General features: G+C 55.6%; 11 protein-coding genes. 8 read left to right on the forward strand and 3 right to left on the reverse strand.

Annotated features, from left to right (window positions below; all coding sequences use genetic code 11):
- Nucleotides 1-7 precede the first annotated feature (7 nt).
- Nucleotides 8-211 (forward strand): hypothetical protein, encoded by a 204-nt coding sequence (locus K5R88_RS24820; RefSeq protein ID WP_223450889.1) that lies wholly within the window; start codon nucleotides 8-10, stop codon nucleotides 209-211.
- Between the two features lie 137 nt (nucleotides 212-348).
- Here K5R88_RS24820 and K5R88_RS24825 read toward each other — a convergent pair whose 3' ends face one another.
- Nucleotides 349-894: a hypothetical protein gene (locus K5R88_RS24825; protein WP_226298545.1), complete on the reverse strand. Its 546-nt coding sequence runs from the start codon at nucleotides 892-894 to the stop codon at nucleotides 349-351.
- A 382-nt stretch (nucleotides 895-1,276) separates the two neighbouring features.
- Nucleotides 1,277-1,720, reverse strand: a complete 444-nt coding sequence (locus K5R88_RS24830; protein WP_226298546.1) for a hypothetical protein — start codon at nucleotides 1,718-1,720, stop codon at nucleotides 1,277-1,279.
- Nucleotides 1,721-2,006: 286 nt separating this feature from the next.
- On the opposite strand from K5R88_RS24830, the gene K5R88_RS24835 reads away from it, so the two are divergent.
- From K5R88_RS24835 to K5R88_RS24865, 7 genes are all read left to right on the forward strand, one after another.
- Nucleotides 2,007-3,329, forward strand: coding sequence for a hypothetical protein (locus tag K5R88_RS24835; protein ID WP_226298547.1), 1,323 nt, complete (start codon nucleotides 2,007-2,009; stop codon nucleotides 3,327-3,329).
- 125 nt (nucleotides 3,330-3,454) lie between these two features.
- The gene (locus tag K5R88_RS24840) at nucleotides 3,455-3,649 is read left to right on the forward strand and encodes a helix-turn-helix transcriptional regulator (RefSeq protein ID WP_226298548.1); all 195 of its coding nucleotides are present in this window, start codon (nucleotides 3,455-3,457) and stop codon (nucleotides 3,647-3,649) included.
- 345 nt (nucleotides 3,650-3,994) lie between these two features.
- Nucleotides 3,995-4,654, forward strand: coding sequence for an inovirus Gp2 family protein (locus tag K5R88_RS24845; protein ID WP_226298549.1), 660 nt, complete (start codon nucleotides 3,995-3,997; stop codon nucleotides 4,652-4,654).
- A gap of 730 nt (nucleotides 4,655-5,384) precedes the next feature.
- The gene (drmD, locus tag K5R88_RS24850) at nucleotides 5,385-8,516 is read left to right on the forward strand and encodes a DISARM system SNF2-like helicase DrmD (RefSeq protein WP_226298550.1); all 3,132 of its coding nucleotides are present in this window, start codon (nucleotides 5,385-5,387) and stop codon (nucleotides 8,514-8,516) included.
- A 479-nt stretch (nucleotides 8,517-8,995) separates the two neighbouring features.
- Nucleotides 8,996-10,258 (forward strand): hypothetical protein, encoded by a 1,263-nt coding sequence (locus K5R88_RS24855; protein WP_226298551.1) that lies wholly within the window; start codon nucleotides 8,996-8,998, stop codon nucleotides 10,256-10,258.
- 392 nt (nucleotides 10,259-10,650) lie between these two features.
- Complete coding sequence (drmD, locus tag K5R88_RS24860; protein ID WP_226298552.1) at nucleotides 10,651-13,776, forward strand: DISARM system SNF2-like helicase DrmD; 3,126 nt, start codon at nucleotides 10,651-10,653, stop codon at nucleotides 13,774-13,776.
- Nucleotides 13,773-18,113: an Eco57I restriction-modification methylase domain-containing protein gene (locus K5R88_RS24865; RefSeq protein WP_226298553.1), complete on the forward strand. Its 4,341-nt coding sequence runs from the start codon at nucleotides 13,773-13,775 to the stop codon at nucleotides 18,111-18,113. Before drmD (K5R88_RS24860) ends, K5R88_RS24865 begins: the two co-directional genes overlap by 4 nt.
- Nucleotides 18,114-18,239: 126 nt before the next feature.
- Here the strand turns inward: K5R88_RS24865 and rimO are convergent, their stop codons facing one another.
- Entirely contained in the window at nucleotides 18,240-19,565 is a 1,326-nt protein-coding gene (gene rimO, locus K5R88_RS24870) for a 30S ribosomal protein S12 methylthiotransferase RimO (RefSeq protein ID WP_226298554.1), read from the reverse strand.
- Nucleotides 19,566-19,761: the final 196 nt, after the last annotated feature.

The raw sequence follows: 19,761 nt of genomic DNA on the forward strand, positions 1-19,761 counted from the left end.
CTCCCGCGTGAAGATTATCCAGTGCTCTTTGATCTTGGGTGCCGTGTTCGTGTTGAACGGCTGTGTGGTGCAAAGCACCTATAGCAAGACCATCGCCGTTACCAAGGACGCCGACGGTCGGGTGATTCAAACCGTTGAAAGCGAGACAGTGGTTCAGCCAGCCTCGGGTTACCCACTGCGACTGGAAAAAATCAAAGGTGTTCAACCTTGATGGTTCGTTGAAAAAACATCTCTTGGAAATTGATCGCCGGATAAAAAATCCAGGCAACAAAAAAGCCGTGAAGCTTCGATTTCTCGACGCTTCACGGCTTTTTTCAGTCTGCGCAGCAAGAACCTCTACGAGCCAGACTACTTGGCCTTCGCGCTCTTGATGTCGCTGATGATTTGCTGCGCAATCGCCTGGACCTGTTTTTTGGTCATGGCCGACATCACGCCTTCCCATGCCGACGATGACGTGTCGTAGGTTCGGGTGCCGATCAGGCTCCCCGATTTCAAGTCAGAAAAATCGGCGCTGGAATTGACCCAGGCGTTGCCCACCATAATGCCAGCGGCAACACGTGCCCCCGGCGTCAGGTAGCGGAAGTTGCTCACGTTGATGGTGATGCCGACGCCGTCCTTGGTGCCCGAACTCAACGTCTGAACCTCTGTAAGGCTGTAGCCGGCACGGGCGGCTTCTGCTTGCAGGGCCTCATTCCAGTCTCGCTGCAAAAGGGGCCAGTCTTCATTCTGCTGGACCTTGCTGTTCCCTTTGAAATTGACCACCAGGTTTTGCTTCGCCGACTCCTGAATCGCCAGTGTTTCACCACCGCCACTTTTTACCGACGCAGCACAACCGCTCAGAAGTGACACGGCCAGGAAGCATGAAAGGGAGAGCAAATACTTTGGGTTTTTCATTGAATGTCCATATCGGGAACGATTGGGTTGGCGCTAAACAGTGAGTGATAGCGATATGATGGCAGTTGGCGCAATCCTGAGGCGAAGCCACTGATTTCGTCAAGCGGCGCGGTAGCTATCAATGAACCGACGTCAATCGTTCAGGCACAAAAAAGGCACTTGCGATAATCGCCAAGTGCCTTTTTTGTTTAGCTTGTTTGGTGGGCCGGGGTAATCTGAACAGGCTTTCTATCTACTTGAAATAAATAGTAAATTCTGGTTATAAAATTTTATTGGAATACTGTTTGGAATACCGATGTGGGTCATTCCGCTCTAATAGCCACGCCTGCCAGCCTCGACAACTGCTCTCGATAGGAGCGCTTTCTAGATCGGCGCCAGATATTTAAGTGCGTCCGGAGCGTGTGAGCTTGAAATACACCTCTTCATTGTCCAATAGCAGTTGCTTGTGGATGGTTTCGGACTCCGCCGCCAGCTCCTCACCCTCCAACCCCTTCAAGCAAGCAATCTTGTCGCTCAGCTCTTTTAGGGCTGTATTAAGCCTCGCTTGAATGCTCACTGCCGCTTTCTTGGCCTGGCGCTCACTCTCTGCCATTTGTTTGATGTGCTGCTCAGTTTTGTCTTTCAGCTTCCTCATCTCCTTGAGATGTAAAAGCTCGCGGCTATGGGCGCCAGTAATCAGTTCTTCTAGCGTGACTGAAATGCTACATCCAGCTTTTTTTGCTAGACGGTTGAGTTGAGCCTTTATCTCATTCTGGATCGGAATGTTGTACGCCCGTTTATTCCTGTTTCGCTCCCTGAATCTCTTTTGTGTAGCTGCATTCAGCATCCTTCGAACGACCTCTCTGCCCTCCGGTTGTTCAAGGAGATAGGTAATGCAGATGATCAAGTCATCGCGGTGACCCCTTCTCTCACAGAGCAACATGTTTCTCGCTCTCAAATATTCGTCAGCCCAAAGGAGGTGTTCTGGGGGGAGTCGAGAAAGCCATGTCAGAGCTGAATCCAAAATCAAGTCCTCTACGGTTGATTACGTAATATTACGCCGTAATACAAGTCCTTCAAAGCGTATTCATTTCTGCGATATATTAAGCGTCACGCCAATCTCGAGAACATAAATGTCACCTCATCACCTCCTTTTGCTATCTGAGCTGAGTGGCATCAGCGCTGCCTCAAAGCTTTTTTTCGTGAAGCTCCTGCAGCGTTTTTCGGAGAAAACGTCCTTTTGCTTTGGGGTGAAATTGTTTGCGTCTGAGCTGGCTGTTACTGATCGCGTCGTAACAAATGCTTTGAAGGATCTGACTGCTTGTGATTATTTGATTCGCACTGTCAGCATCAAGGGTCCTGGCAGACCTACTCCGACTTATCGTTTTGGGGGGGCGTACGAGGACGCACTCAAGACAGCCATAAGGGACGAGCAGTTGGTACAGGGGGCGTTAGTGGATCGTGTGCTGAAATCCCGCCATAGCGAGAAAGTGGAGGGGTTGAGTACCGCCAATCGGTTGTTGCTCGCTGTTTTGTTAGGGTACTCAGATCGAGTTGGCTCTGTGACTGACTTAGACAGGGGCAAGCTGTGCCGGCTAACCGGGCTGACTCCATCAAGTCTTCAGCGGCAGCTTAAAAAGCTTCATACCTTGAAAAGTATCCGTGCAATCGCTCCGGGCGTAATGGCATCGGATCTATTTGGACCAATATCAAGCTCAATTTTTCTGAACCTGCAGAACCCGACCCGCTGCTTAGTCGGAGAGAGCGCAAATTTTTTCATTTACACACCCATAAGAGATTCGACTCTGTACGTGACTGGTTTCATTACAAAGTCTCTTGCTTACAGGATGTTGGAGATTGGGGACAAACACAGTCGAGGGGTGCTAAAGAAGACATATGAACGAACCTGGTCAGATGCCCAAGGCTTGCTTCCGGATCTTGCGCGGCTTGAAAAAATGTCAGAGCTACTTAAGGAAAAGCGCGTTAGCAGGCAACAGCTGTCGGTGATTTTGCAGGCGCGTTTAGAAGAATACGCGTCATTTCTTCTTTCTCATCACTGGACTGATTTGGCGTGTGAGACCTATACCGCCGACGCGATACTAGTCGATAGAATCAAGCGTCACCTCAAGGGCGAGAGTGATGAAACCAGCGCCATAAAAGCTGGGCGCATAGGTGTCAGGCAGACCTCTGCTGACTTGGCTTTGCTTCTGCACGACACATCTGTTCTGTTGGCGTGCTGGGTCCAGCGGATGATGAACTGGGTGGTTGGAACACCCTATGAACTTATGAGGCACGTGATTTTGCCAAGCTCGAATAATGTGGGCTGGCTTCTCAAATTCGTCATTGTTTCTTACAGCGATAGCCCGGACACAGCGCTCGGATGCTACGTGCTTAGTGATACACGCGAACAGAAACAGATCATTTGTAAGTACAAAGATGAGGCTGCTGCCATCTGAGCTTCGGCGATTTTTCTGTTCGCGATCCCAGGAGCTTGGCAGCGTGGCGGCCACGATTTCATCCACATCAGCGGAAATAAATACTCAGCCCCTTGATCCTCTGAACGAATGCGAGGAGCCAGTTCATGAGGATAATTCGCCTGAAAGAAGTCATGAAAATGACGGGCCTGGGTCGGTCCACTGTGTACAAGTACATTGCCGAAAGCACATTTCCGAAACCCATACCGCTGGGCGACAGGTGTGTGGGTTGGTTGGAAAGTGAGGTGCTTGGCTGGATCGTCAGCAAGGTTGAGGAGCGGGATTTGCTGGTAGGCGTTTAGCAGAGTGCCATTTCGACAGCCGTGCTGGGTGCTCGCTTCGGTGGTTGGATGCAGTGATGGCTGGGCAGCTTTCACTCGCATATTTCTTTTCCGGAACAGTTTTGAGCGAGAGTGCGCGCTCTAGCCCTTGCGTGGCGTCGCTTGAGCCTTCAATAGTTCTTCTGTGTGGGTAGTATGCTTTAGATAGTTATTATCTATTTGATAGATAGATCGCCAAGCATTGGCTGACGCAGCAGGCCTAGGGGCATTAACCCCTAGGCAGAGAGTGAACAAGCACCCAATCGCATAGGTTAAGAAAATACTCAGCGTGTTGTTGATATGTAAATCAACAACAGAGTACTAACCATGCAGCGTCATCCTTCCAACAGAAACCTGAGTATCCATTACGGTGAGACCTTCGAGGGTCTCCCAATCATGGCCAGTAAAGGACCCTTCATCTACGAGCATCTGGCAAAGCTTAAATTGACCATAGAGCGTGCTCTTGCTCAGTACCCACGTGTATTCGCATTTCGGTGTGATCTTCGATTTCCTACTCACGTTCAGGTGAGTGATCAGGCCTGCTCGAATGCTGCGATTGGCGCCTTTATGGAGTCGTTCAAGGCCCAGATTGAAAGTAACCGTAATGCTGCAGCACAACTGAACCCATACGCACATACCAGCGAGGTGCGCTACGTATGGGCGAGAGAGCAGGGGCAGGGCAGTCGAGTGCATCATTACCACCTGCTCATCCTGCTGAATCAGGATGCGTTCTATACAGTCGGAAGGCTTGGCTCTGCAAACTCCAACATGTTTCACCGACTGGAAGAGGCTTGGGCCAATGCGCTGAGGTTGTCGGTGGCTGAAGTGCAGGGTCTGGTCGAAGTGCCTGACAATGCTACGTACCGCATACAGCGTAATGACCCCGTTGGGCAGGCGGCGTTATTCGAGAGGGCAAGCTATCTCTGCAAAGCGGCAACCAAGCCATTTGGTAATGGCTATCACGTGTTTGACAGTAGCCGTAACTGAAAAAACAAACCCCAAACAGACTACAGCCGAACCCATGATCATAGGGTTCGGCTGTAGTCGACTGGCGTTAGGTTTACTGTTGGCGACAGGCCTTTGCAGCAGCCATCACGTCATGCAACACGCTTTCAGGTGTACTTCATTGTTCAGCCGCCAGCGCCTGGCTTTGCTACTGCGTTTTGCGCTCGTCTAGCCGCTCGGACTTCACTGACTGCTCGGATGCAAACAGATCCGGCGCGTACTCATCTCGTCAACAAAGATCTAGGAGTAACACTTGGGCTTTGGCGTAGCTGAAGCCCTTCTGATACTCCTGCTTCGGGCCAGTTTGTACAACGCGGATGATCACGCGAGGGGAGTTCAAAGAGTATGCCGTTGGCGCTCTTGGCCTCGTCGGGGCTGAAAATCCCCTGCGAAGGCTCACGCGAACCTGCTGGTCAGAAGGTGTCTTGCTGCGGCTGGGCCAGTTTCTATGCGGCTCGGTCGCGTAGGCCGTGATTGCATCCCAGATGGGAGCAAGTCCTCGTACTGATCTCCCAGGCAGTCTAAGGCTTGTAGTGCTGACAGCTACGAAGAGATACATCGCTGCTACAGTTGGATGTGCCTAGGAGAATATATGCACGTTCTGATCAGGGAGCAGGAACATTCGAGTTGGCCTTGCTAAATGCGGAATATGCACAGGAACGTTTGTGTGAAGTTCTGGTACCGGTTCATCGAATAGTGACGGGAGCCTGATATGCCATGGAGTCCAGGACAACTCGTCCGCCACATAGACGACCCGGCGAAAACCGGCACGGTCACCGATCAGACCCGGTTGCGCGCCTCCGGCTCCCAGTGCCGGGTAAACTGGAGTGGCCGCCTGGACTGGCATTATGAGGAGGAGCTCGTCGCGGCTGAGTCGGGTGACAACGACGTCTACGAGCTGATCCAGGAAGGGCGCTACGGGCGAGTGGACGACCTGCGAAGGCTGCTCACGCATGTCCACCTCGCGGGACGGCTGGCGAACGTCGTCTACGCCATGGGGTTAACCCAGACTGACTTCTATCCGCACCAGTACAAGCCGCTGCTGACCCTGCTGGATTCACCGGTAAACGGCCTGTTGATTGCGGACGAGGTGGGCCTGGGCAAGACGATCGAAGCCGGCTTGATCTGGACCGAGTTTCGTGCCCGTTACGACATGCGCCGGTTGCTCGTGGTTTGTCCCGCGATGCTGAGGGAGAAGTGGCGGCTTGAGCTGTCGTCGCGGTTCGGTCTCGAAGCGCGCGTCGTCGACGCGGCCGAGCTCCTGCAGGAGCTCGAGTCCAGCGAGCGCCGAGAACGAGCATGGATCATTAGCTACCAGGGCATCCGTGTTCCTGGAGGTTGGGATCCCGCCGAGAGCGACGCGTCCCGGCGATCAGTCCGGGCCAGGCTCGCCGATCTTCTCTATCGCCATGCCGACCGGGAGCCCCTGCTTGATATGGTGACCTTCGACGAGGCGCACTACATGCGCAACGAAGGGACAGGTGCGTGGCGAACCGGTAGTCTGCTGCGCGACGTCAGCACGCATCAGGTGATGCTGTCGGCGACGCCGATCAACCTCGGCTCGGACGACCTGTTCAACGTGCTGCGTTTACTCGACCCAGACCACTTCGAATTCCCGGACGATTTCAGGAACGTCGTCTCGGCCAACAGGCCGGTAATCGCGGCCAGCGACATCGTGCGCAACCCATCGAGCGACGCTCTGGACATCGTGGAGGCGATTCACAAGATCAAGTCGTCGCGTTACTTCGAGAGATCCGAGCGCGTCGACCGCCTGATCGAAGAGGCCGAGGCGGTCGACGAATGGACGAACGAAAGACGTGTCGAATTCGCGGCCAAGATTGAGCGGCTCAACCTGATCGCACACATCGTCACCCGAACGCGAAAGCGTGAGGTGGATATGAAGAGGGTCTTGCGCGACGTCACCGTGTTCGAGGCGGAGATGTCGCCCATTGAAGCCGAGCTTTATCAGGCGATCACGGAAGGTACGCGGGAATACGCGCTGATAAACGGCATCGAACACGGTTTCCTCCTCAGTACGCCCCAGCGGATGGTCGCCTCCAGCCCTGCCGCACTGCTACGCACTTGGCGCGAGGATATGGTGGACGCGGACGCAATGGCCGTCGCGTCGGACGAGGCGGACGAGGACGAAGACTCGGTACGGGACGCGTCGTCGGGGCTCAAGCGGTATCTGGCCGGTCGAGTACTCCGCGAGTTCGATGCGGGCGAACTCACTCGGCAGGATTCGAAATTCGCGGAGTTGAAGGATGCTTTGAGAAGGTTCCTGGCCGAGGATCGTGAGGACAAGGCGATTGTGTTCACGACCTTCCGGGGCACGGCCCGCTATCTCGTCAATCGACTTTCCGCCGAGAACGTCGAGGCAGGTTTGCTGATGGGGGGAGAGGAGTTCGACAAGGAGGCCGTGGTCAACGCGTTCCGGGAACATCGCACCTGCCGTGTGCTCGTCTGCACCGACGTGGCGGCAGAGGGTGTCGATCTGCAGTTCTGCAGGCTCGTGGTCAACTACGACCTGCCGTGGAACCCGATGCGCATCGAGCAGCGTATCGGCCGTATCGACCGTATCGGGCAACAGTCGAACCGTATCCTAGTCTGGAACTTCGTACACAAGGAGACCATCGACGCCCTGATCCTCACCCGTTTGGCCAAACGAATCGGGGTCTTTGAGAGCGCGCTAGGTGAAACGGAAGAGATCCTTGGCAAGGTCCGACGTCTCGAGGATGTGCTGCTGTCCAAGCACCTGACGACCGATGAAGAAACGCGCCTGATTGAGGAAGTGGCACTCGCGATTGAGAACTCCAAACGCAAACAAGAGGAGCTGGAGCGTGAGGCGATCCAACTGGTCGCCCACGGCCAGCAGTTGCTGGCACAGATTGAGGCAGCGCGTGGTGAGGGAAAAACAGTCACCCGGCATGACTTGATTCGATACGTGGACGGTTACCTCAGGACTGTTCCTGGCTGCCGGGTCGTTGCTGCACGTGGCGAGCCAGACACCTTTGACATAGGTCTGAGCCCGAGTTTGGCGGCGGAGTTGGATGAGTTCGTCAGAAAGGAGAATCTGGTCGGAAAGACCGGGCTGGGCTCGGGGCAGACAAGGCGTTGCCGCTTTACCGACAGAATCACCGAGAAGCCGAAACCCGGTGAAGAGATCGTCCATCGCTTCCATCCGATCGTCCGTTTCCTGTCACACAAGGCCGAAAACTGCGAGGTTCGCTTTCCGCTCTATGCGTCCAGAGTCACCGCCAATGGCCTCACGGCGGGCCGGTACGCCGTGATGACCCGATTTGCAAGTTTTTCGGGCGTGAAGGAGGAAGAACATCTCCTCGTCGCCGCCATACCGCTAGATCGGGACACCCCCTTGGATGTTCGTGTAGCGGAAGCTCTACTCGATACGGTCAGGAAATCGGGCGTCGACTGGCCGACGGTTGCGCTTGATGTCTCTTCGGAGTCCGGGGTGGCCACCGTAGAGCGATGCGAGGAAATTCTCAGAGATCGCTACAGGGCACTCAATGGCGAGAAGCGGCGCGAAAACAGTGATCGTGCCGACGTGCTATCGCAGCTATTGGAGGACCACGTCCGCAAGAAGCGTGACGGATTCGAGAAGCGCATCGCGGGTCACGAGACATTCGCTTCGCTGTATGGGAACAGTCCGGATGGCAAGCGACGCAAAGGTCTGGCGAACGCAGAGCGCAAGAAAATGGAGGATTTCCTGGCGAGGATGGAGACGCGCCGGGCAACGCTGATCAGGAAGAGCCAGACCTTTTCGGCGGAAACGCGCGAGATCTGCGTCTTACTCGTGGACGTAGTGCGGGAGGGGGAAAGGCCATGAAGAGTTGGAAGGAACAACTACGGGACGTGAAACGAACCTTGCAGGGGGAGCACTCGAACGAGACGCTGGAAGAAAAGCCGACGATAGTCGACTTCATTCCCCCTGCTTCTTGGTTAGAAGCCTCCGACAAAAGCGGGGACGACACTCTACATTCTGGCTCCAAATCATCGGTTACCCATGGGCATCGAGATTCCTGCAAGCCGAGTCGGCCCACTGCCGCAGGGACAGCTTCCGCTCCCGCCGGTTCGTGTTCCAAGGGAGGAGGCGGTGCGAATAACCAAAAGGAAGATGCAGCGAAGAATTTGCCGGGTAATTCCCAGATATCAGATGACGCGCGATCAAGCACGCAGAACCATACGGCGCCGACGCCAGTCTTTCGGCCACATATCGATGGGGGACGCTCTTTGGCCATGCCCGGCTGGGCTGACGCCAGTAGCTCGTTGCAGCATCCCGAGCACCAGGGTGGGAGAACAGCGCCCATGGTGGTCAGAATCGGGGTGGATTTCGGAACCGCCTTCACGAAAGTAGCGATTCGGGCGGGCGTCGACCTGGTCCCAGTCGACTGGTCCGCGGTCACCGGTGACGAGTCGACAACCGGGCGATATGTGATACCCGGCTTCGTCCACCGTGCACCGGATGGCGAGTACTTCTGGCGGCGACTCGCGGAGACCGATATCCAGGGCAACCTCAAACTTCCGCTCATCGAGATGGCAGGTTCCGATGAGTGCCCGATGTCCGCCCTGGCTTATCTCGCATTGGTCATTCGCTACGCCAGGGCGTTTCTTTATCAGCACCCCGAGGTCGGGCGGAAACTGGCGGCCCGTTCGCTTCGTTGGGAGTTGAACGTCGGATGCCCCACCGAGCCACACGAGCGACCGGAGGTCGTGGACCTTTTCCGGCGCATAGCTCGGACCGCTTGGCAACTGGCGGGAGTAAGCCATCTTCAGGAGTCTAACATCACTGCCGCGTGGAAGAGAGGCGAAGCGGACGTCGGCCTCGAGACGGAGCCGGGCGTCGTGCCGGAGTTCGTGGCGCAGATCGCTGGTTACCTCGGTTCGCCCCAGGTGAGCGAAGGATTGCACGTGCTGATCGATATTGGTGCGGCTACTCTCGATGTGGCGACGTTTAACGTCGTTTTGCCAAATGATCTCGACTCCTCGCCGCGAATTCCAATCTTCTTCTCCGCCGTCCGTCCACTCGGAACCCACTACCTGTACCACAACCGTCATTCCAGGCTCGACCTTGATTTTGCATGGGACGATGCGGCGCCTGTCGAGCCTGCCGATGGCTTCGCGAAACGACACGGCAAGCGTCGGGATGATGTCGATACTGTCGACTCGGAGTTCGTGAACCGAGTCGCGAGATGCATCGCCGGGGTGACCGATGGCACCCGTACCAACTCACGGGGAGATCCGCGAAGCTCTGCCTGGAGTGAAGGGCTGCCGATATTCGTCACCGGCGGCGGATCCAGTTGTGAACTCTATCGCCGGGCAATCGAAACCGGAGAGCTCAATCTGAAACGAAGGATGTACTTACCGAGCAGCTTCCGGTTCATCGAACTGGATCCACTCGGCGCGAAGTTCCCGCACTTCGGTATCGAAATCGGAGGCCGGCTCAGCGTCGCGATCGGTTTGACGGAGGATGCGGAAAGCATCGCCCGTGTCGTTCCACATCGCGATATCGGGCCGATTATGCGGTCTGTGACGGAGCGTATCGACCATACGGAGCTCTATGACGACTGATGAATCGGTGTGAAGCCTTTTTGAATCGCCGAGCTCTAGCAGGGCATGCGCATCAGCCTGATCTGCAAAGGGCACGGCGATGTAGCCAAAACGCCGATGTCCGACAAGTGCGCGCCCGCAACTGACCATGCTGGCAAAAAGCATTGAGTATGGCTTTACCCATGTTCAGGCAGTGGATAAGGTGACGGACATCGCATCATGGCAGGCCGTGGTACCTCAGGGTTGGCCAATCTACAGCGTTATCTGCGAGCACGAACGCTGCCGTTTCAGCCCTCGAACTCCACATCTGTACCCAAGTGAATTAGTGCTTTGCGCCCATAAAACGCGCCGGGCATAGGCTTTTGCTCATCCGTATCCATCAGTTAGATGATTACGGTGCTAAGGAGTTAAGAATGACCGCAATGGCGGAAGACAGCAGCTACCGTGATATCCCGGAACCGGGTCAGCTCGTCGAAGTTAGGCGCCGGCAGTGGGTGGTGGCCGAAGTGGATGCTTCCAAACTGGGCAGCGTTCAGCAGCATGCCATCACGCTGGCTTCGATCGATGAAGATGCCTTGGGCGAAGAGCTCCAGGTGATCTGGGAGATTGAGCCGGGGGCGCACGTCATTGAGAGGGCAGGTTTGCCGGCTATCACCGGGCAGGACGACTCCGACACGCTTGAGGCCTTTCTCGATGCCGTGCGCTGGGGAGCAGCTACTAATGCCGATCGCGGTTTTCTCCAAGCACCGTTTCGCAGCGGAGTGAGCCTTCAGGACTTCCAGTTGGACCCGCTGGTGCGCGCGATCGACATGGCTCGCGTCAACTTGCTGATTGCCGATGACGTAGGTCTAGGCAAGACGATCGAAGCAGGTTTGGTCATCCAAGAAATGCTGTTGCGCCATCGTATCCGCACTGTGTTGATCGTTTGTCCCGCGTCACTGCAAGAGAAGTGGCGTGTGGAGATGATGGAAAAATTCGGCTTAGAATTCCGCATCGTCGACGGTACTTACATTAAGGAGATGCGACGCGAGCGAGGAATTCATGCCAATCCATGGACCTCGTTCCCGCGCCTGATCACGTCAATGGATTGGGCCAAAACTGGGGATGGTCTGCGTGCCTTCCGCGATATCTTGCCGGCACATGTCAGCTATCCACGCAAGTTCGACATGCTGGTCGTCGACGAGGCGCACAACGTCGCGCCGGCAGCGAGTGCGCAATACGCCATCGAGAGTCAGCGCACCCGTTTAATCCGCACCATTGCCCCGCATTTTCAGCACCACCTGTTCCTGACTGCTACGCCGCACAACGGCTACACCGAGTCCTTCACTTCGTTGCTGGAACTGCTGGATGACCAGCGCTTTGCACGTAACATCATGCCGGAAGAGAAACAGCTGTCCCAGGTGATGATTCGCCGCCTCAAGAGTGAAATTACCGACAAGGATGGGCAGCTGATTTACGCCCAGCGCAAGCTGGAAGCATTGTCTGTCAACTACACCACCAGAGAAAGAGAGATCCATCGCAAGCTGCAAGAGTTCTGTGCCAGCAGGGAAACTGCGGATGACGAATTGGGCGGCGTGACAGGAGCGTCCTTCGTCAATCAGCTGCTGCGCAAGCGCTTGTTCTCATCGCCGGCTGCCTTCGCGTCGACCCTTGAAAAACATGTCGCGACTTTGGAGAACGGCGGAAACGGTAAGGCACGGACGGATTTGTCCGAGCGCATCTTGCTCAAGGCCATTCAGCGTGCGGAAGAGGATTACGCCAACGACGCGGATGTCGAGGTTGCGCAGCAAGAGGCCGTCGAGGAAGCCACGCGCCACTCGCGCCCCTTGAACGCAGAAGAGCGCTTCCTGCTCGACGAACTCAGGCATTGGGCTCAGCAGGCGATGAATCAGATCGACTCCAAGGCCAAAGCTCTGCTCGTCTGGATCGATCGGCATCTGAAGACCGATGGAGTCTGGAACGGCAAGCGTGTGATTCTCTTCACCGAGTACCGCACCACGCTCGATTGGTTGCACCAGATTCTGGCAACTCATGATTTGGGTGGGGATCGCCTGATGATCCTTCACGGCGGCATGGATCACGACGATCGAGAACAAGTGAAGGCGGCATTCCAGGCCGCTCCAGACGTTTCTCCTGTGCGCATCTTGCTGGCCACCGATGCCGCTTCCGAAGGTATTGACCTGCAGAACCACTGCAACTACCTCATTCATCTGGAGATCCCGTACAACCCCAACGTCATGGAGCAACGTAATGGTCGTATCGACCGTCACGGCCAGCGCGAAAAAGAGGTGATGATCTGGCACCCGGTCGATGCTCGTGAGGACGAGGGGGCTGTCGGCGGCCACAAGGAAGACATCCTGCGTGCGCTGCGCAAGCTTGACTCCATGCGCGCCGACATGGGCAGTGTGAACCCAGTGATCGCACCGCAGATGTCCGGGCTTATCGAGGGATCTCTGCGCGATCTGGATACCCGCCTGGCGGACGCGAAGATCGCCCAGGCTCGTCGCTTCGTCCGTACCGAAAAAGACCTTACCAATCGGGTGGCCAAGTTGCATGAGCGCCTGGTCGAGACGCGGGAGGACTTTCATCTGTCCCCCGAGCACATCCTGAAAGCAGTCGAGACTGGCTTGGCGCTGGCCGAGAAGCCAGCTCTCAAGCCATTGATTATGGAAGGTGCCGCGCCGGGGAGCATCTTCGAACTGCCACCGTTGGGAGGTGCTTGGGAGCGTTGCCGCGAAGGGCTGGAACATCCCTTTACTGGTAGGACCCGCCCGGTGACTTTCGATCATGAAGTCGCCAAGGGACGAGATGATCTGGTGCTCATCCATCTCAACCATCGCTTGGTACAGATGTGCTTACGTTTGCTGCGCGCCGAGGTCTGGGCTCAGGAGGACAACAAGCGGTTGCACCGGGTGACGGTGCGAGTGTTGCCTGACGATCGTCTCGAGGCCCCGGCTGTCGTGGTCGTGTCACGCTTGGTGATCACTGGGGGTAACCATCATCGCCTGCATGAAGAGCTAACTGTGTCTGGCGGCTATCTGCGCGAACAAGGCTTCAAGCGCGAGGATGGCGTCACTCGTGTGCAATCCTGGCTGGACGAAGCGGAGCCGTGTCTGCTTGACGCCTCAGCGTTCGACAAACTGCACTATCGCTTCGCCGCTGCAGAAGAGGCCATCCAGCAAACACTCACGACACGATCGCGTAACCGCCTCGAGTTTTTGGGCAACACCTTGGGGACCCGCAAGAAGAAAGAAACGGAAGACATTCTTGCTGTGCTCGAAGAATTGGATAGCGCCATTCGCAAAGAGCTGGGCAAGGACGAGCTGCCTGAGCAGTTTTCTTTGTTCAGTGAAGATGAGCGCACCCAAGTCCGCCGTGATAACTCGGCATTGCAGGCACGTCTTGCGCGCATTCCAGCCGAGCGGGAGCAGGAAACTAGCGCCATCGAAACACGCTACGCAGAACCACAGGATCGCACCTTCCCGGTAGCCGTCATTTTCATCGTACCCGCATCGTTAGCCCTTGGAGGCCGCCCATGAAACCCCTCGATATCCATGATGAATGGTTGTCGCTGATCGAGGTCTCCGGTCCTTTTCTCGCCACGCCCGTACTGAAGCGCGTCTTCTCCACCGGTCTGCCGGCAGTCGTGCCGCGTATTCGCCAATATCTGCGTCAGGCCTATGACGAATGGTGCGAGGCTCGTGACAACGACGATCCTAGGTTCGCCGAATTGCACCGAGCCTGGATTCATGAGGTGCTCGCCCGCGGCTTGGAATACGATGAGTCCGATAGCGGTGAACTTCTCCTGCGTGGTGAACGCATGCCTGCGGAACTACGCGTAACTCTGCCTGAGCATGGTGTCACTTTGGTGCCTGACTATGCGCTGGTCTCGGGTGGAAAAGGTCAGCTGCTCGTCCAAATCTATCCAGCAGGAATGGATCTTCAGGCTGCCCTGAAAATCGATGGCTGGATCGCCAGCCCAGCCGAGCGCGTGGAGCGGCTCTGCCGCGCCAGCGGCTGCCGCCTCGGGCTGGTCACAGATGGAGAGCGCTGGATGCTGGTCGATGCTCCTGTCGGCGCAGTATCGACCTTCGCCAGTTGGTATGCGCGCCTCTGGGGGCAGGAGCGGCTAACGCTGCAGGCCTTCCTTACCTTGCTGGGTATCAGGCGCTTCTTCGGTCCGTACGATGAAACCTTGCCCTCAATGCTGGACGAGTCCCTCCAGCACCAGGAAGAAGTTACCGATGCCTTAGGCGAGCAGGTCCGCCGCGCGGTCGAGGTACTGATCCAGGCGCTGGACAAGGAAGACCGCGAACGCTCTCGGACATTGCTGCAAGGTGTCGAACCGGTCGAGCTCTACGAAGCGGGCCTGACCATCATGATGCGTCTGGTGTTCCTATTGTCGGCCGAGGAGCGTGGGCTCTTGCTGATGGGGGAAGAGGTTTACGAGAGCAACTACGCCGTTTCCACTCTGCGTATGCAACTGCGCCAGGAAACCGAGGAAGTGCTGGAGCGGCGCAACGATGCATGGTCCCGGTTGCTGGCTACCTTCCGCGCGGTGTATGGCGGTATAGAGCATGAAACGCTGCGCCTCCCCGCCTTGGGCGGTTCGCTATTCGATCCTGACCGTTTTCCCTTCCTCGAAGGCCGTGCCAAGGGCTCCGACTGGAGGGTCGATGCTGCCCGCCCTCTACCGATCGATAACCGTACAGTGTTGCTCCTGCTGGAGGCTATCCAGCAATACGAAGGCCGTACCCTGTCCTACCGTGCATTGGATGTGGAGCAGATCGGCTACGTCTACGAGGGTCTGCTAGAGCGCACAGTCGCTCGAACCGAGCTGGTTACGGTGGAGCTGACCGGTGGCAAGGGCGCGAAGAAGACCCTCTATGGTCTGGAGGAGCTCGAAGCTCTGCACTTGCGGAGTGACGCTGCATTAGTTGATGCGCTTTCTGGTGCCGATGCGATCAAGCGTGGCGCAGGAGCTATCCGTAAGGATCTCGAGCGTTCGGTTGATGCCGCTCAGGCCAACCGCCTGCTCACAGCCTGCGCTGGCGATGATGAGCTGCGTAATCGTGCTCTGCCGTTCCTTCAGTTGCTGCGAACCGACCCTTGGGGTTATCCGCTTATCTATCCCAAAAGTGCCTTCATCGTTACAACGGGCAGCGATCGTCGCGAGACGGGTACGCACTACACGCCGAAGTCCCTTACCGAACAGGTCGTCGAGAGCACCCTGGAACCCGTAGTTTACATCGGTCCAGCTGAAGGGCTTCCGCGAGAGCAATGGCGTCTGAGGTCAGCGGGCGAGCTATTGGACTTGAAGATCTGCGATCCGGCCATGGGGTCGGGTGCTTTCCTAGTGCAGGTCTGCCGCTGGCTCGCCGAACGCATTGTCCAAGCTTGGGCTGCGGAAGAGACCGCCAATCGGTACATAACCAGCGAAGGAGAAACTGTCGAGAATCTTGCGGGGCAGGAGGTTCTTCCGGCCAATCCCGAGGATCGTCTGGTGATCGCACGGCGTCTGGTCGCAGAGCGTTGTCTCTATGGAGTAGATCTGAATCCGCTAGCGGTAGAGCTTGCCAAACTATCCATCTGGCTGGTGACCCTTGCCAAGGGTAGACCGTTTGGCTTCCTTGATCACAACCTCAAGTGTGGCGATAGTCTGCTGGGCATTCATCGGCTCGACCAGCTGACTGAGCTGAGCATGACGCCTGGCGGGAGGGGGCAGCAGCGACTCTTCGGCAAGAGCATCGAAAAGGCGGTACGCGATGCTATTGAGTTGCGTAAGCGCCTGCGCGAGACGCCGATTCGTGACATTCATGATGTTGAGGCTATGGTGCGCCTGGATGCAGATGCGCGTCACTGTCTCGAGGTGCCTGAACGAATAGCTGATGCGTTCATCGGAGAGGTGTTCGCTGCGAGCGGCAGGGGCGGGGACTTGGCAACAGAGCTCTCAGCTCTTGTCATCCAAGCAGGGCAGGCTGCCGATGGCGATAAGAACTCGCTCTTAGACATCATCAATCGGACAAAATCTATGCTCTCGGTTGATTTGCCCGCTGGGAAGTCAGGTCGCAAACCCTTCCACTGGCCACTGGAATTTCCGGAAGTTTTTGAAAGTGATAACGGAGGGTTTGATGCAATTCTAGGTAATCCTCCATTTTTAGGGGGGCGGAGAATTCGCTCAGCACTTGGACTCACATTTCTAGATTGGTTGACCAGAGCGCTTTTCAAAGGTTCCAGTGGTAATGCAGATCTTTGTGCGTTTTTTTATCTACGTAGCAACGCACTGGTTCGAAAAGATGGTGTTTTTGGACTTCTTGCTACAAATACTATCAGTCAAGGTGACACGAAAGCCTCTGGCTTAGATGTGATCTGTAAGGCGGCGACAATAATTTCAGCAGTAACGAGCTTTGAATGGCCGGGTAAAGCCAATTTAACGGCTGTGATTTTGGTTATTTACAGCGGAGCATGGTTTGGACGCAAGTCACTCAATAACTGCGAAGTTGACTCCATAGATTCGTCTCTTGGGGCTGGTTTTGATTTCGAGGGTGATCCGTTTTTCTTGAGTGAAAACAAGAGTAAGTCTTTTCAAGGCTCAATTGTCTTGGGGAAGGGTTTTGTTATACCGAAAAAAGTTGCAGAGGCGTTAATTAGCAAAGATCCGAAGAACAAAGATGTTTTATTTCCATACTTGCGGGGCGAGGATTTTACGTCTAGTCCAAATCAACTCCCGTCGCTCTGGGTAATAAATTTCTTTGACTGGCCGTTGGATAGAGACTCGGGGGTTGAAGGATACAGTGGTCCGGTTGCAAGTGACTATCCAGACGCTCTGGAAATTATCAGAACAACGGTTAAGCCTGAAAGGACCAGAGTAGATGAGAATGGCGAGTATGTTCTCAGGAAGCCGCTTCCACAAAAATGGTGGATATATGCAGATAAAAGGCCTGGGCTCTACTCAAGAATAAAAGAATTTCGTCGAGTGTTGTTTCATTCGTTCACGGGTAAGTATGTTTCATTTGACTTTGTGCCAACCGGCTACGTATATGCTGGACCACACAATGTATTTGCTCTTGAGCAGTTTTCTGAGTTTGCTGTCCTTCAGTCATCGATTCATCAGGTATGGGCATGGCGGGTTGGGTCCACAATGCGAAATGATCTCCGTTACTCGAATAAGCAAGTTTTCGAAACGTTCGCATGGCCAAGTTCTTTTTCTGAACTTGAGTGTGTAGGGGGGAGTTTTCATCAGAAGCGCCATCAGTTAATGAGCTCTAAAAAAATTGGGTTGACTGGTTTGCTTAATCAGTTTCATGATGGTTTGGATGATTCAATTGAAATGCAAGAGTTGAGAAAACTCTTTGCTGGCATGGACTTGGCTGTTCTTGCTTCATATGGCTGGAGCGACATTGATCTTCAGCATGATTTTCATGAGGTGGGCTACCTTCCAGAGCAAGATTGCATTCGATTCACTATCTCGGAATCTGCGCGAGTTGAGATCCTTCGGCGGCTTTCAAGTTTAAATCGACAGCGCTACGAAGTAGAAAATGCCCAAGGGTTTAATGTAGGGGTAGCCACGAAGCAACTTCCGCGTGCTAGTCGAGACCAAGGTGAGCCAACACCTCAACAGGGCCTAGATTTCGGTGATCCGATCGTTACGGTTGCTAGTAAGTCGGGAGATGGGAGTTTAGCGAGCGTAATTCTCGAGTGCTTGCGTGGACGTTCGATTTGGCTTGCCAAGAGCGAAATACTCGCAGCTACCAACCTCCTCGATGGGCAATGGAATACTGCGATCAATGACTTAATAGTTCGTGGTCTAGTCGAGCGACAAGGGGAGCGGCGCGGTGCGAGGTACCGTGCTACTACCTCTGTGCTGGAAAACTGACTGTCGTTACGTCGTGGGATGGTGGCCAGCTCTGCCTTTCGAGCTGCTTATGAGCTGTGTTGAAATCGGCTGAGGAATGCTCATTCACAATGTGTAATTCTCGTCCTCAGCCGATGTTACTTAGCTTTAAATGACCTCTGCCCAGAGGTCGTACTCGTCGGCATCAATGACACGTACACGCACCTTGTCGCCAGGTTTAAGCGGCTTCTTGCTGTCTACATAGACGTTGCCGTCGATCTCGGGGGCGTCAGCAGCAGAGCGGCCGATTGCGCCTTCCTCATTGGCTTCATCGATTAGTACGTCGATTTCCTTGCCGATTTTCAGCTGCAGGCGCGCGGCGCTGATCGCTTGTTGGTGAGCCATGAAGCGGTCCCAGCGGTCCTGTTTGACGTCGTCTGGCACGATTTCGGCGTCTAAGTCATTGGCCGGTGCGCCTTCTACTGGGGAGTACTGGAAGCAGCCCACGCGGTCGAGCTGGGCTTCGGTCAGCCAGTCGAGCAGATACTGGAAGTCTTCTTCAGTTTCACCGGGGAAACCGACGATGAATGTGGAGCGGATGGTCAGCTCGGGGCAGATTTCGCGCCATTGCTTGATGCGCGCCAGGGTCTTGTCTTCGAAGGCCGGGCGTTTCATGGCCTTAAGCACTTTCGGACTGGCGTGCTGGAAGGGGATATCCAGGTAGGGCAGCAGTTTGCCCTGAGCCATCAGCGGGATAACGTGGTCGACATTGGGGTATGGGTAGACGTAATGCAGGCGCACCCAAACACCCATTGATGACAGCGCTTCACAGAGTTCTAGCATGCGGGTCTTCACCGGCTGACCGTTCCAGAAGTCCATCTTGTATTTGAGGTCAACGCCGTAGGCGCTGGTGTCCTGGGAAATCACCAGCAGCTCTTTGACGCCGGATTTGACCAGGCGCTGGGCTTCGTCGAGCACATCACCGACCGGGCGGCTGACCAGTTTGCCGCGCATCGAGGGGATGATGCAGAAGCTGCAGCTGTGGTTGCAGCCTTCGGAAATCTTCAGGTAGGCGTAGTGGCGCGGGGTCAGCTTGATGCCTTGCGGTGGCACCAGGTCGATCAGCGGGTTGTGATCCTGACGCGGCGGCACAACGTCGTGGACGGCGTTGACCACTTGTTCGTATTGCTGCGGGCCGGTCACCGAGAGCACGCTCGGGTGAATCTTGCGGATATTGCCTTCTTCGACACCCATACAGCCGGTGACGATGACCTTGCCATTTTCCTTGATGGCTTCACCAATCACTTCCAGGGACTCGGCCTTGGCGCTGTCGATAAAACCGCAGGTGTTGACCACCACGACGTCGGCGTCCTGATAGGTGGACACGACTTCGTAACCTTCCATACGCAGTTGCGTCAGGATGCGCTCGGAGTCGACGGTCGCTTTCGGGCAGCCAAGCGATACGAATCCGACTTTCGGAGTGGCGGTGGACATGGGGCTAACCTCGGTGGGCGCTCTGGTGGCGCTACTGATCAAAAAATGCGCAATTTTAGCGGTGCGGTCGGCACTTGACTAGTACCCCTCTGAATCGAGTCTTACAGTGCAGGGATCTACCATGCCCTAAGAATGGGGCGCTATGGCGCTGATTCAGGTTGCGGAGTGGGAAGCTGCTATCCGGGTTACCATCCAG

Origin of the sequence: Pseudomonas sp. MM213, from assembly GCF_020423045.1 — a bacterium.
In the GTDB taxonomy this organism is placed as follows: Bacteria; Pseudomonadota; Gammaproteobacteria; order Pseudomonadales; family Pseudomonadaceae; genus Aquipseudomonas; species Aquipseudomonas migulae.

What these genes read in the sequence shown, in the direction of transcription:
- K5R88_RS24830 (WP_226298546.1), bottom strand. Translation starts at nt 1,720, where the DNA reads ATGCTGAATGCAGCTACACAAAAGAGATTCAGGGAGCGAAACAGGAAT.
- K5R88_RS24855 (WP_226298551.1), top strand. Translation starts at nt 8,996, where the DNA reads ATGGTGGTCAGAATCGGGGTGGATTTCGGAACCGCCTTCACGAAAGTA.
- drmD (WP_226298550.1), top strand. Translation starts at nt 5,385, where the DNA reads ATGCCATGGAGTCCAGGACAACTCGTCCGCCACATAGACGACCCGGCG.
- drmD (WP_226298552.1), top strand. Translation starts at nt 10,651, where the DNA reads ATGACCGCAATGGCGGAAGACAGCAGCTACCGTGATATCCCGGAACCG.
- K5R88_RS24835 (WP_226298547.1), top strand. Translation starts at nt 2,007, where the DNA reads ATGTCACCTCATCACCTCCTTTTGCTATCTGAGCTGAGTGGCATCAGC.
- K5R88_RS24840 (WP_226298548.1), top strand. Translation starts at nt 3,455, where the DNA reads ATGAGGATAATTCGCCTGAAAGAAGTCATGAAAATGACGGGCCTGGGT.
- rimO (WP_226298554.1), bottom strand. Translation starts at nt 19,565, where the DNA reads ATGTCCACCGCCACTCCGAAAGTCGGATTCGTATCGCTTGGCTGCCCG.
- K5R88_RS24865 (WP_226298553.1), top strand. Translation starts at nt 13,773, where the DNA reads ATGAAACCCCTCGATATCCATGATGAATGGTTGTCGCTGATCGAGGTC.
- K5R88_RS24825 (WP_226298545.1), bottom strand. Translation starts at nt 894, where the DNA reads ATGAAAAACCCAAAGTATTTGCTCTCCCTTTCATGCTTCCTGGCCGTG.
- K5R88_RS24845 (WP_226298549.1), top strand. Translation starts at nt 3,995, where the DNA reads ATGCAGCGTCATCCTTCCAACAGAAACCTGAGTATCCATTACGGTGAG.